Origin of the sequence: Dactylosporangium darangshiense (assembly GCF_039537565.1) — a bacterium.
In the GTDB taxonomy this organism is placed as follows: domain Bacteria; phylum Actinomycetota; class Actinomycetes; order Mycobacteriales; family Micromonosporaceae; genus Dactylosporangium; species Dactylosporangium darangshiense.
Window position 1 is genome coordinate 35,564 of sequence record NZ_BAABAT010000037.1, and the last position, 12,058, is coordinate 47,621.

A 12,058-nucleotide genomic window follows, 5' to 3' on the forward strand; every position below is an offset into this window, starting at 1 on the left:
ATACGCTGCAGTGGTTCTGTGCTCTGGCCGACGTGGCGCGGCGTTCTTCGTGTACGCACACCCACGCCCGGCCGACCTTGGTGACGGTGAGGGAGGACCCACAGTCATGCCACCGCGTCCCAAACACGCCGTGTTGGCCGGCGTGCGGCGGCGTTGGCCCAACAACCGGTCGACAAGCCCCGACTCCCACACCGTCAACACTTGCCCAGACGACGGGCCCGGGTGGATGGCGCGCAATCAGAACTCGGCCCGGGAACCGGCTGGAGACACCCGGGCCGCTCAATGCGGGGCGATCGATGCTTCAGGGCTCGCTCTGGCGCGCGATCCAGAGGCAGGGGGCACGGCATAGCCGGTGAGGGGCCGCTGTGGCGGCGCAGCCGCCGGACGCTACAGCCGTTCTTTACGCAGAAGAACACACACGAACTGGCGCCCACATCGCCACGACGGTCGCCGAAGCGATCGACCGGTTCGCCCAGCGGGCCGGCGATCAACGAGACGAACCGGATCACCCAGCTCGTGGTGCGACGTCCGTATGGTCATCGTCAAGTCCGAAGGGCAGACGGGGAGTTCGAAGTGGTGCGGAGCGTCCTGCGCAGGTTGGTCATTGCTGGTGTGGGCGCCCTGTGCCTGGTCGGTTGCTCGTCGTCACCGAAGCCGCCGGCAGAAAGTCCTGCCGCCCCAGTGCCTTCCCGATCCACCCCGTCCCCGTCTCCGTCGGTACCGGCCGGAAACCTGGCGTGGACGTTCCAAGCCGTGGACAACGCATGGATCGTCGCGACGCCGGACGGTTACGTACTTGCCGACGGGCATGAGGTCTTCAGTCTTGGCAACGACGGCCGGCAGCGGTGGCATCAGAGCTACGGCGACGGCGATGTTGTCCGCGTCGACGCCGCGGGGAGCACCGTGATCGTCTCGTGGAAGAACCCGCGGCGCGAGGAGTGGCCGGGTTCTTTGATCGTCAAGGCGTTCGACACTACGTCGGGTACCGCGCTGTGGAGCGATGACCAGCCCTCCTTCGTCTCGGTGCACGCGACCGCGGTCTACACCTCGGTGTGCCATGGCGGGCAGAACAATCGGATCGGCGACTGCCACCTCTCAGCGCGTGACCCACGGACCGGGCACACCCGGTGGACCATCGCCACGTACGCAAGTTCCATCGTCTTGGGGCCGGCGAACCCGCTGGACATGGGCAGCATCGCCGCACCACCGGTGCCCCCGTACCTGGTGATCGAGTCCTTTCCCACCGGGTACGCGAGCAAGACCTTCACCACCGTTGATCCGAGTTCCGGCCGCAATCTCGGCACCTCGATCAAGGCCATGGCGGCCACCCAGACCAGCCATTTCCTCATCGAATGGGATGACGACCGGAACCGTCCGGAGACGGGCTGCACGAGCACATTGGTGGTCTGGGGCCCGCACGGCGGAAACGCGACCTGGCGGAAGACCTTCACCAACGCCGTCCTTGCCGACGGGAAATGCCGCAACATCGACTACGAGGTCGCCGACGACGCACTGGCGCTGGCGGACAACTCGGGCGCGACGACGCTACTGGATCTCGCCACCGGAACGACGGACTGGACCGCCGGCGAGCCTGGCCCACCGATGCTGATCACGAACGACGTCCTGGTCATCTCGAACGCCGACGGCGGGGTGACCACCTACGACCGGAAGACGGGCAGTCCCCAATGGCGGACGATGGGGCCTGCACACCGCGACGCCCTGGTTGCTGATCTGAGTACTCGGGTACTCGACAAGTGGCTGGTGGTGTACGACCGCGGAGCGGGCGCCTACTGTTCTTCCGCGTGCCCGACGGTCAGCGTCCTCAACCTGGACTCGGGCTCGCTGTATCGCGCCCCGCAGGGCAGGCTGATCACCACGGCCGACGGGATCGTGATCACCGAGACCAAAAGCGTTAGGCGGCCCAACGGAACGGCGGACTATCACGCCTACGCGATCCATTAGGCGGCCGACCTCAACTCAAGGTGGCAATGCCCCAAGTTCGTTGGCAAAGGACACCTGTCCGTTGCAAGTCGGGTGCTGGGCAGAACCTCGTGGCCCACGGCGGCCAGCCTGGTGTTCTCTGGCGGGATGACCAGTGCGGGGCGCTCATACGGGTCGTGCTGATTGTGCGGCGTGGTTACGATGCCGGCGCCGCCGGGCCGGGTCCGGACCTGCGAGTCGTAGCCGTCGACGGTGGGCATGTACGGTGCCAGGTCCTGGTTGACGACGTCGAACGAGGTGGCGTTGACGATGTCGGTGCCCTCGAAGTCGGCGGCGATCTGCAGCAGGATGTCGGCGATCTTCTCCATCTCGTTGCGGCCCGCGATCGCCTCGTCGATGCGGTAGTCGAGGGCGGTCTGCCGCAAGTTTGGCGGAGACGTCGGGCAAGGTACCCAAGCGCCAGCGGGCACGGCACCGACGTGGCCAAGGAAGCGGCGGATCGCCCCGCAGGTGACGGCGTCCTCGTAGCGTTCGGTGCCGTAGGCGACCAGCGCCCGGGTCTCGACGCGCAACGTTGCCGGCTGGGTCATGACCACTCCCCGGATCGTGTGGGCACCGGCTCAGGCGGTGTGAATTCGGTGACGAACAGCGGCGAACCGAAGTACCTGGTGCGCACCTCGATGAACTGGCGGCGGTGGTCGGCCACGGCCGCCAGCAGCGCCGCCCGGATCTCGGCGGCGATCTCGTCGTCGGCCAGCAGGCGCAGCGTGCCGGGGCGGATCCACACGTCGATTTCGCCATTCGGTTCGCGGGCGACGGTGACCCTCTGGCCGGGGGAGCGGCCGGTGGCCCGGATGTCCTTGACAGATTCGTAGTAGCGGTCCAGGTGCGCCATCGAGATCCCCTACGCCGGCTCGGACATGGTCAGCGCCTTCTTCGCGGCCAACCGGCTCAGGTCATTCGCGTACGTGGTCGCGGCCTGCTCGTTGTCACGCAGGTTGATTGTCACGGACGCCGTACCCCACCGATCGTTCTTGGCCGCCCACACGGTGACAAATGTCTGCGTGCTGTTGGTCTGGGAGCACAGGCGGAACGCGTGGTAGCCCTGCGGGACCTCCACATGTTTGTCGGTGACCCCGCACTGCGCACTGGCCACGTCCTTACTACCGGCGTCCGGATCGAGCGCGACGACGGTGAACAGGTCGAGGGTGCCGGTGTACTTCTGGTCGGCGGTGACGAAGGCAATCGTGCACCTTGAGGTGGACTGGTGCTTGCCCTTCGCCCGGCCTTCGTCGGGATCGGTCACCGTCCAGGTGCCGCCCAGTTCGGTCTGCAGGCCGGGGGCCACATCCGTGCAGGTCGGCACCCAGGGCCGGTCGCGGAACGGGCCGAACCACCACACCAGGCCACCCGCGATCACGAGCGTGACCGCGGCGAGCCCGGCGATCAGCCGGGGGCGCGACCAGCTCACCAGCGATGTCCGTAGCGTCGTTCATCGGGGCGGTCCGACCGCTCGGCGGCACCCGCTTCGGCCTGCAGCGCCGCCAACGCCACCCGGGCGGCGGCACGTACCTGACCGGCGAGAGACTCGTCCGTGTGCCGGTGCAGATCCTGCAAATCGACCTGTACCTGACCGGCCTGGTCGGCACGCAGGCGCACGGACCGGTCAGGCGAGTAAACGTCCGCGTCCGGCTGCCAGTTCTCGTATGCCACGAATAACTCTTCCGGCAAGTGCATCGACCTCTTATGCAGTCAGCGCCCTCGACCCTGTCCCGGTTCATTTCCAGGATGAAGGCGAAGTGCCAGTCTAGGACAAGCGAGCAACGAGATTGATCCCATTGATCTCCGCCGAACAGTCCAGACACGCTCGACAGGCGCCGCCGCACCGTCCGCGCAGGCACCCCGCCGCCGGCCACCCGCACCTGGCGCGCGGCAACACCTCGCTGCCTACGCCCTAAGCTAAGCGTCGACCGCCAGCCCGTAGAACCAGCCCAGGCCAAAGCCGCCGACGGCCAGGGCCACGAGACCTGACGATACCCACGACCAGAGTTTCAGGCGCTCGGCCGGCGCGAAAAACGCGGTGTAGGCACCGACCAGGATCGCAAGCCCGGCCGCCGTGAACGTCACGACCACGACGGCCAGGACCACGCCCGTCCAGTCGTTGCGCACGCGACCCGATCCGTCGATTACCCATATGTGGTACAGGATGTTGGCCGACACGAGCGCGGCGGCAACGCCAGTGCCCCGGGGCACCCAGGTAGGCTTCACGTCGGCAAGGATAGCGAGGACCGACAATGTCCAATTGTCCACAGCGGACAATACCCGCGCCGGTGATACACGCGCAGGTCTACAGCGGCGGTGTCGGGGGAGTCGACGGTCGGGCCGCCAGTATGGCCGTCAGCGCTGCGTTCACCTGGCCGCGCCGACCGTCGTGGCCGCGGGTCGCCGCTGTGGCGTGCGCGGTGTACCGTGACCCGTCCGGCGCGATCATCGGCAGCAGCGAGACGGTGGCGCGCTTCCGGCTGGACCTCCCGCCTGGCAAGGCGGACTGCTCGATCACCGTCAACAAATGGCTGCCTGTCAATTTCGACGAGTCCCGAACCGAGGTCCTTCTCCGGTGCGGCTGACTGAGCGGGCCCCGCCCCCTCGATCGGCCGGCTGCTGGTGGCTTCGGGGCTCACTCGTCCTCGGCGCCCTGAGGGCTGGCTCACCTTCGTTCACAGCGCGATGCCGAACTCGTCGAACTGCCACAGCTCGGTTTGCGGTGACCCCAATGCTTCCCATCGACCGTGCGCGGCCAGCGTGGCAGCCCGAAGGTCGGAGAGGAAGGCGTTGAGGCGCCGGCCATTGCGCTCGGCCAGCAGCCGGTTGTCAATCGGCTCGATGCCAGGTCGGCGCTCACGGCGGTTGCGCGGAAAAAAGATGTCGGTCTTCGAGGAGACCTCGACGTAGAGGCGGCACGGGGAGGTGCGCTCATCGACGTCCGTGTAGATGTCGATCGGCGCGCCGGTGTCCTCCCCGGGAACCTTGGCGTAGAAGCTGAGGTCGCCGACGGAGGAGCACCACGATTCCTCGATGCGGTCGCCGGGCTGATGCCAGTCCTCGCCCACCACGTACGCGAGCCGGGTGGCGACCGTCAGCTGATTCCAGTGCTGCAGGATGAACCCGACCGGGTAGTCGGCGTACTGCGCCGGCCGGTCCGGGTGCGCGGCGGCGAAGTCGCCGATGAATCCGTCCCGCGCGCGGTCGTAGCCGATCTGGTCGGCCTGTTCGAACCGCAGGATGCCGTGCCGTTCGCCGGCGACGAACAGCGCCTGCTGCCACGCGTGTAGGACCTGGGCGTCGACGGGGACAGGAAACGACGCCCTCCAGTTGAACATGTCGGTCTCGTAGATGTTCCAGTTGTTGTGCAGGCGGCCTGCACCTGCCGGCAAGATCATGGAAGGCGCTCCTCGGGCTCGTGAATCTCGTTACTGTTCACGATCTCGCCAGTCGGGGAGGAGGCGCCATCCGATTTCGGCGTCGCCGCGCGCTGCGGCGCGAGCGGACCGTGTCGGTGTTCGCCTCCGGACCAGATCCACAGTAGGAATCTGGGGAGTCGCGCAGCGGCCACTGCGAGTGGACGTTTCCAACGCCCTCGGCCGCTGGCGGCTGGGGCGAGGACCGCCACCAAGGACCCATCGTGCGCTCTGGCACACGTAATCGGCCACGGGCTGCTCACTGGACGGATCAATGGCACCGGCTGTGAGCGATTCTGGAGCCCTACCAGGTGACAGCGCCCTGGCTGCTGACCTGCCCTCGCAACGCCGCGGCGATCGCGCCGCCTACAACCGTCTGCACCCCGGAGCGCTCGACATCCCCGCCGCCATGTCCGACCAGGAAAGCGGCCGGAGGCGAGTACCGGGCTCGTCGTGCACGACCCCAGCAGACTCGCGAGTTGCTGCCCATGCATGCTGGCATGGAATGTATGTGCAATCACCCAGTCAGTCAGCGAAGAGCTCGGCCAGCCGGTTGTTCTCAGCCGCCCACAGCGCCGCCTCGTAGGAGTCCGCGAACCAGATGTCGGTCTCCGGCGCCCCGGCCACCTCGGCGAAGCGCCCGATGTCGTCGGTATATATGCACATCGGCAGCAGATGCTGCCCGTCGCGTTGCCATCCGGCCAAGCGCAACGCCACCGCCGCGCCGTTGTCGTTGACGAAGCCCACCCACATGGTCCCGTGCCCCGCATAGAAATCCACGAGTGTTATGGTCGCAAACGATGACGCGCTGACGGGGGAGCATCGGTCCCGCGCGGCATGTCCCGGCGGCCGGGACGGATCAGCCGGCCGGCCTCGACCGCACCCCAACTGAGTGCAGCACGACCGGCGCGGCGCGTTCCTCCTCACCCGGCCGTACGTCGACAAGATCCCCGAGGCTTTAGCGCCTACGCGCGCACGGATTGCGGGTTGGCAGCTACTCGTTCGACCGTCCCGGCCGACGTGGCCCGGGCAGCAGTCGATGCCGACCATCTCGAACCTGCCGAGAGCACCGACAAAGGGGCATCAGCGCCCGCAGTGCTCCTTGGCCGCTACGACCAGCAGGGGCGGCGCTACCGTCGAGATCATCCCGGCCGCCGCTCAGCGCGCCACCCAGGCATCCTGGGACGGCACCAGCATCAGCGCCCGTTGAACGGCGGACTCGTCGCGCTAAAAGATGGTCCCGTTCTCGTCGAACTGCCATGACGGGGATCCCGGAGCATTCTCCGCCGTCCACTCGCGGTCCGCGTGCTGCGTCGGTTTTCGTCAGCGCGACTGTCCGGTCGCGGAACTCGAGGATGTCGACGTTCTGGCCGTGCCACGTAACGGTGTCGACGACGTTAGGCGTGATCCCCGAGGTGGCCTCGTCGAGGGACAGGGCGAGCATCTTCGGGGTAAGCGACAGCCCGGGGTTGACGGGCAGCGCAACGCCCTTCTTCGGCTGGACCCAGCGGCCGGCCAGCGTCGACATGTGGTTGGGGTCGCGGCGGGCCCACCAGGTGGCGTCGCCGTTCACCGCGGTGTGCAGGTTGCTGGTGCGAAGTTCGGCTCGGCCGCCGCCCGGGTCGGTGATGGTGCCGCTGCCGTACCCGTCGGCGGTGAACGTCAGGTCGGCGTCGACGGTCGCGCCGGTCTTGTCGGTGAACATCATCTCGAGGCGCGCGCCGCGCGCCTTCGCGACGGCGTCGATCGCGTTGTCGATGCGGTCTTCGACGCTCGGGCTGCGGCTGGTCGCGAGGATGCTGCCGCCGGCGACAGCGAGCACGACGGTCACCCCGGCGGCGACGGCCGCCATCAGCAGCCGGCGGCGTCGCGGTGGGGCACTACCGGAAGAGTCGGGGTGTCCAGTCGGTGGCGGGTCGACGGACGGCTGTGGGGCTGCGCTGCGGCGTCTGTCTGCGGCGGTGCGGTGGAGCGCGGCGATGGGGGCTCTGCCCATGGCGACGGTGCCGCGAACGGGTCGTCCATGTGGGAGGGCCGGGCCCAGGCCGACGGCTCGTCTGGCTCGTGGCCGGACGGCGCCGTGCTGTGGTCGTCGGCCGTCGTTCCCCCAGGGATCACCGAAGGTCCCCGATCCACTGTGGATCGGCATCGCCTGATCCTACGGGCAGGCGGCGTCGACCGGGGGCCCGACCCATACCCTCGAGCGCAGCAACCGATGGATCATGGCCTCCGCGGTGCGCGCTGTGAGAGGCGCGGCAGATCGGCTGCCGCCCATGGTCGTGAGGTGCTTGCTGCGCAGACTGTCTGGGATGACGTGGCGCGACGCGTTGTGGCCGCGGCGGGATTGGCCGTGGTGGGCGCAGTTGCCGCCGGGCATGCGTCTGTACGTGAACTCGCCCGTGCCGGGGATGAAAATCCAAGCGGTCAAGATGTACCGCGAGATCACCGGCGCGGACCTGACGATGGGCGTGCGCGAGGTGGAGGCGATGGCCGACGACGCGACGAGTGATGCCGACACCGTCACCGGCTTAGAGCAGCGATGGAGAAGTGCGTCGGGCCGGGCCGCCGGCGGCCCCGGGGCAGGTAGACCACGCACTGCACATCAGCTGAGTAGCGGGCGAACCCTGCTCGTGGGCCCGCACCCGGCGGCCTCCCCCGGTCGCATCCTGAGGTGCTGCGCCCGCAACTCGTCGGGTGGCTGCGGCACGGAGGCGGCCAGTACAGGGTAGGGGATCGGCGCGAGCGCACCGCCATTTGAACCGAAGGCGGTCAGGTCGAAGAGCCCTGTGGAGCGTCTGGTCTGCCTCACTGCGGGGGAACGAGTTGGACGTCGCCAGGGGTGCGGGGTTGGCGTTGCTCGGGTGGCAGGTGTCGGTCGCGCAGGATGGCGCCTTCGGGGACGACGGCACGGGAGATGCCGATGCCCTGACGGCAGTTGTCGCAATAGAAGGTTCCCCAGCCGATCATCTGGTCGAGGTCGCCTGTGTACACCAGGTGGAGCGCGTGATGGCCGCAGTTCGGGCAGGCCAGACCGCTCAGATCGCCGGGCGTCTCGTACGCCAATTCGTACAGTTCGTCCCAATCCGCGTATGTTGCCATGGCTATCGTCCTCTCGGCTCAGGCCGGATCGGCTGGTTGTCCCACCACTCCTGTTCGTGGGCGTATGCGCGATCCTCCCAAAGGTCCAGCTCGGCCTCGGTCCTCGGGAACGGCTTGCCGGCCTTGATGTCGTGCAAGTGGTACAGCTCGTGCACGAGCGTGCGGGCCAGGTCTTCCTCGCTGCGGAAGGCGGGCACGAACAGGCGGGTATTCCCGTTGGGGAACGTATTGCCCTGGCGCCCGCGGCACTTCACGTCCGCGAATTCGATCGTCAGCTCGGAGATGTCGATGCCGTACGTCTCGGCGATCTTGCGGACCGAGTCCATGTTGTACGGCTGCACGGGCCCTGCACCGCGCTTCGGGCTGGCCCGGTGTAGCGCGTCGTCGGCGACGTGCTCGCCGTCGCGCAGCTCGTGCAGCAGCGTCCGGAGCTCCCGGATGAGGTCACCGAGGCGGCGCAGGACCGGCATGAGGCGGCGGAGGCTCGCCAGGAGCGCCTTCAGGTACTTGCCGATCTTCGCCGCCCACGACGCCACGGTGGTGGTGACCTGTTCGACCACCAGCGGGGTGGCGAAGCCGGGCGAGGCGGCTTCTTCGGCCGCGTAGACGATCAGGCGGGAGACGCACGTCGCGATGAGGTCCCGGACGATCCGGTAGTTCCTGCGCCATCACCTGCTGCTGAAGGGCGACCAGCTTCGCCATGACCTCGTCGCGGTCTTTCCCGCGACCCTTGCGGCGGTCCGGTTTGCCGTCGCCGCGAATCCCGACGGTCAGTAGGCCCTGCCAGCCTTCCGCGTTTTCGAACATGCTGTACTCCGAGCCTGGCGCGAGTGCAGGTTTGTCGGACTTTCTTCTGGTTGCCAAGGGGTAACACTCCGGTTCAGTGCATGCGGAGGTCCGCGCCGTCGCGTGGCGCGTCAGGGTGTTGGGTGGTGCGCGGGCGGATGCCGGGCTGCCGTTACCGGCGTCCGGCTCGGGAGCCGTCGCGATTGGCACGTGAGGTGCGGAAAACGCCGCCAGCCGATGCTAGGAACGGCCTCTGCCGTGGTGGTCGTTGATTGAGGCGATCGCCATCTGCCACGACTCGTACGCACCGGCTACCGCGTGTTCCAGTGCGGCGCGTTGCGCGGCGCTGAAGGTGTCATCGGCCAGGACGCGGCCGATGGTGGTGATCAGCTGCGGATAGGGCGGTTCCTCGGGCGGGAGATTGAAGTCTTCGCGGGTGCCGTAGCCGAGTGCGATCGCCGCGTCCCGCGGATTGATGCCGAGGGCGCGGCAGATCGCGACGACATGCGTTGCGTACGGGCTGTCGACCGTGCCCCGCTCATAGCGCTTGTAGGCCGATTCGCTGACGCCGGACTGTTCCACGACGTAGGCCACTGTGTAGCCGCGTTCCGCGCGCGCTGCGCGGAACAGGGCAGCGAGCTGCTGCGCTGGACGCGCGTCGGTGGACATGGCGACACCATAACCGTCCAGCGGTGACGCCCCGACGCGGGAGACCGCCGGTTCGCATCGGGTCTGGTGCCGATCGGAACCTCGGCGCAATCTGAGGGTGTATGACGTTCGACGCGCTGCTTTCTGTGGTTCACATCTGAACCCTTGCACACTTCTGCGGCAAAGGCTAGTTGGCCAGAACACTTTTCGGTCCTGATCTGAACCCCTACGGTTCGGGGTCATGGATGACGCTTCGATACCCCCGGGTCCGCAGGCGCGCCGTCCGGTTTGGAACGACGAGGTGTTCCGAGCACGGACCAAGGAGCTCGGCGCGAAGACCGACCGCGAGCGGTGCGCCGTCGCCGGCATCTCGAAGGCGAGCCTGCGTCGGTGGAGGCTCGGATCGGTGAGCCCCTCGTTGGGGCGGCTGGGTCAGGTCGCCGGACGTCTCGGCGTCGGGATCAACGATCTGATCCGGGAGGCGGCGGCATGAACGGCGACGCGGAGGTCCGGCCGCTGCTGCGGACCGTCGCCGAGGCCGCGATCGAGTTGCGGGTCGGCAAGAACACGGTCAAGAAGATGATCAAATCGGGCGAGCTGAGCAGTATCACCATCGGCGTGAGCCGCCGGATCCCGGCCGATGAGGTCCGCGAGTACCTCAGGCGCAAGCTGCGACAGGCGGCGGTTGCCCGCGGCGAGGGCGACGATGAGGACCTGCCGGCGGCATGACTCGTCTGGTGCCCGTCTCTGCCGCAGACTGCTCCGCGGCGGGCCTCCGAGCTGCGTGCCGAGGACCGGCCCCACCGGCCGTGCGTGACTGGCGCATGCGGCCGGAACGCAGCTCGGAGGCGGCCCGTGTCGCCGCATGAGGGCCGCCGTCGGCCGGTTCCGCCGCGGGACGCGCAGACGCGCGTTCGCCGGCACCGGTTCGATCCGGATGATGCGGTGCCGGAGGACTTTTGGGGGCGGCGAACGTGTGTGGCATGCCAATGTGTCGGTGCCGCTGGCGACGCTCGCCACTTCGCTGATGACGAGGCACCGCCGCGCTACCCCGAGGTAGCCGACGAGGTGCGTGAACTCGAGCGTCGCCGATTCGGCGAACGCGACGACCTTTGACCTGCGCTTCGCGATCTCCGCGAGGTTGCAACATCCACGCCTGCGGATGCCCTTCGGGTGATCCGCTGCTGGATGCTGCCCGCTGAAGGGAAGCAGGAGGACCGCGATGGCGGAACCGGACGACGAATCGGTGACCCTGCGCCAATGGACTGATGTGGTACGCCGTGCACGGCTCGGGCGGACCACGAAGGCGGTCGCGCTGATGATGGCCACCTACGCCGACAACGACGGCAGCCGCGTGTTCCCCGGCATCTCCCGGCTCGCGGTGGACTGCGAACTGACCTACAACGTCGTACAGAGCGCGCTGCGGACGTTGCGCGCTGCCGGACTCATCGAAGTCGTGCGTAAAGCCTCCCGGCGTGGCCAGGCGGACGAGTACCGCCTCATCCTGGCCGCCAACATCCTCGACCGGGTCGAGGTGCTCACGCCGGCACAGGTCGCGACAGCGGCGGCGGACTTGGCGGGGCACCGGCGGGGCCGGTACCGTCCCGCGACCCCGGCGGCTCGCTCGGCGGACGAACTCAGACCGGACCTGCACCACACCGCACCGGGCGCAGGCGCTGACGGAGCAACGGATCTGCACACCAGCGCGCGAGGTGCAGGCCACTTCGACCGGCACCGGGCTGCACCCCACGGCGACGTGCCGACAGCGGCGGCTGCACCCCACGGCACGGTGCACCTGCACCCCACGGCGTCACCACCCACCACCCATGGACCACAACACCATCCACACCATCCCAACGACAGCGCGGTTCTTCCGGACGGTGCGGTGGTTGGCGACGTCGAGGCCGCCGCGCCGGGGCGGGCATCGGACGGCCGCTGCGCGCACGGCCTGGACGGTCCGACCGGGGTCCGATGTCCCGCGTGTCGGCGCAACCTGCCAGTGCAGCCTTCTGTCGACGGCGCGGCCGGACGACCGCACTTGCAGCTCGTGCGGTCGGCGTGATCGCGTGCCGCAGACGAAGCGATCTGGTGCGGACGGCGGTGCCGTCCGCCGGGTCGTCGCCCAG

The 12,058-nt window shown here is 68.3% G+C and carries 17 protein-coding genes; 6 read left to right on the forward strand and 11 right to left on the reverse strand.

Annotation, left to right across the window (positions count from 1 at the left end; all coding sequences use genetic code 11):
• Positions 1 to 282 precede the first annotated feature (282 nt).
• Positions 283 to 1,962, forward strand: a complete 1,680-nt coding sequence (locus tag ABD901_RS42735; protein WP_345136806.1) for an outer membrane protein assembly factor BamB family protein — start codon at positions 283 to 285, stop codon at positions 1,960 to 1,962.
• Here ABD901_RS42735 and ABD901_RS42740 read toward each other — a convergent pair.
• The 5 genes from ABD901_RS42740 to ABD901_RS42760 all read right to left on the reverse strand — a co-directional run bounded on the left by ABD901_RS42740 (position 1,959) and on the right by ABD901_RS42760 (position 4,236).
• A complete protein-coding gene (locus ABD901_RS42740) occupies positions 1,959 to 2,537 on the reverse strand; it encodes a hypothetical protein (protein WP_345136648.1) in 579 nt (192 codons plus the stop codon). The genes ABD901_RS42735 and ABD901_RS42740 overlap by 4 nt on opposite strands.
• Complete coding sequence (locus ABD901_RS42745; protein ID WP_345136649.1) at positions 2,528 to 2,836, reverse strand: hypothetical protein; 309 nt, start codon at positions 2,834 to 2,836, stop codon at positions 2,528 to 2,530. The genes ABD901_RS42740 and ABD901_RS42745 overlap by 10 nt, the downstream gene beginning before the upstream one ends.
• A 9-nt stretch (positions 2,837 to 2,845) precedes the next feature.
• Complete coding sequence (locus ABD901_RS42750; protein WP_345136651.1) at positions 2,846 to 3,412, reverse strand: hypothetical protein; 567 nt, start codon at positions 3,410 to 3,412, stop codon at positions 2,846 to 2,848.
• Positions 3,409 to 3,654: a hypothetical protein gene (locus tag ABD901_RS42755; RefSeq protein ID WP_345136653.1), complete on the reverse strand. Its 246-nt coding sequence runs from the start codon at positions 3,652 to 3,654 to the stop codon at positions 3,409 to 3,411. Before ABD901_RS42755 ends, ABD901_RS42750 begins: the two co-directional genes overlap by 4 nt.
• 246 nt (positions 3,655 to 3,900) lie before the next feature.
• Complete coding sequence (locus ABD901_RS42760; RefSeq protein WP_345136654.1) at positions 3,901 to 4,236, reverse strand: hypothetical protein; 336 nt, start codon at positions 4,234 to 4,236, stop codon at positions 3,901 to 3,903.
• Between the two features lie 167 nt (positions 4,237 to 4,403).
• Here ABD901_RS42760 and ABD901_RS42765 point away from each other — a divergent pair, with 167 nt between their 5' ends.
• Positions 4,404 to 4,568 carry a hypothetical protein gene (locus ABD901_RS42765; protein ID WP_345136656.1) on the forward strand — a complete coding sequence of 55 codons (165 nt, stop codon included), beginning with the start codon at positions 4,404 to 4,406 and terminating at the stop codon, positions 4,566 to 4,568.
• A gap of 90 nt (positions 4,569 to 4,658) precedes the next feature.
• Here the strand turns inward: ABD901_RS42765 and ABD901_RS42770 are convergent, their stop codons facing one another.
• The 3 genes from ABD901_RS42770 to ABD901_RS42780 form a co-directional block, all read right to left on the reverse strand.
• Positions 4,659 to 5,381, reverse strand: coding sequence for a hypothetical protein (locus ABD901_RS42770; protein ID WP_345136658.1), 723 nt, complete (start codon positions 5,379 to 5,381; stop codon positions 4,659 to 4,661).
• A gap of 543 nt (positions 5,382 to 5,924) precedes the next feature.
• The gene (locus ABD901_RS42775; RefSeq protein ID WP_345136660.1) at positions 5,925 to 6,179 is read right to left on the reverse strand and encodes a hypothetical protein; all 255 of its coding nucleotides are present in this window, start codon (positions 6,177 to 6,179) and stop codon (positions 5,925 to 5,927) included.
• A gap of 214 nt (positions 6,180 to 6,393) precedes the next feature.
• On the reverse strand, positions 6,394 to 7,221 hold the full coding sequence (locus ABD901_RS42780) for a hypothetical protein (RefSeq protein WP_345136662.1): 828 nt from the start codon (positions 7,219 to 7,221) through the stop codon (positions 6,394 to 6,396).
• Between the two features lie 487 nt (positions 7,222 to 7,708).
• Here ABD901_RS42780 and ABD901_RS42785 point away from each other — a divergent pair, with 487 nt between their 5' ends.
• Entirely contained in the window at positions 7,709 to 8,128 is a 420-nt protein-coding gene (locus ABD901_RS42785) for a hypothetical protein (RefSeq protein WP_345136664.1), read from the forward strand.
• Between the two features lie 76 nt (positions 8,129 to 8,204).
• Here the strand turns inward: ABD901_RS42785 and ABD901_RS42790 are convergent, their stop codons facing one another.
• The 3 genes from ABD901_RS42790 to ABD901_RS42800 all read right to left on the reverse strand — a co-directional run bounded on the left by ABD901_RS42790 (position 8,205) and on the right by ABD901_RS42800 (position 9,953).
• Positions 8,205 to 8,498 (reverse strand): hypothetical protein, encoded by a 294-nt coding sequence (locus ABD901_RS42790; protein WP_345136666.1) that lies wholly within the window; start codon positions 8,496 to 8,498, stop codon positions 8,205 to 8,207.
• Between the two features lie 2 nt (positions 8,499 to 8,500).
• Complete coding sequence (locus ABD901_RS42795) at positions 8,501 to 9,058, reverse strand: hypothetical protein (protein WP_345136669.1); 558 nt, start codon at positions 9,056 to 9,058, stop codon at positions 8,501 to 8,503.
• 466 nt (positions 9,059 to 9,524) lie between these two features.
• Entirely contained in the window at positions 9,525 to 9,953 is a 429-nt protein-coding gene (locus tag ABD901_RS42800) for a helix-turn-helix domain-containing protein (RefSeq protein WP_345136670.1), read from the reverse strand.
• Between the two features lie 220 nt (positions 9,954 to 10,173).
• On the opposite strand from ABD901_RS42800, the gene ABD901_RS42805 reads away from it, so the two are divergent.
• The 3 genes from ABD901_RS42805 to ABD901_RS42815 all read left to right on the forward strand — a co-directional run bounded on the left by ABD901_RS42805 (position 10,174) and on the right by ABD901_RS42815 (position 11,994).
• Positions 10,174 to 10,425, forward strand: a complete 252-nt coding sequence (locus ABD901_RS42805) for a hypothetical protein (protein ID WP_345136672.1) — start codon at positions 10,174 to 10,176, stop codon at positions 10,423 to 10,425.
• On the forward strand, positions 10,422 to 10,661 hold the full coding sequence (locus ABD901_RS42810) for a helix-turn-helix domain-containing protein (protein WP_345136673.1): 240 nt from the start codon (positions 10,422 to 10,424) through the stop codon (positions 10,659 to 10,661). The genes ABD901_RS42805 and ABD901_RS42810 overlap by 4 nt, the downstream gene beginning before the upstream one ends.
• Before the next feature lie 493 nt (positions 10,662 to 11,154).
• Positions 11,155 to 11,994, forward strand: coding sequence for a helix-turn-helix domain-containing protein (locus tag ABD901_RS42815; RefSeq protein WP_345136675.1), 840 nt, complete (start codon positions 11,155 to 11,157; stop codon positions 11,992 to 11,994).
• The last annotated feature ends 64 nt before the right edge of the window (positions 11,995 to 12,058 follow it).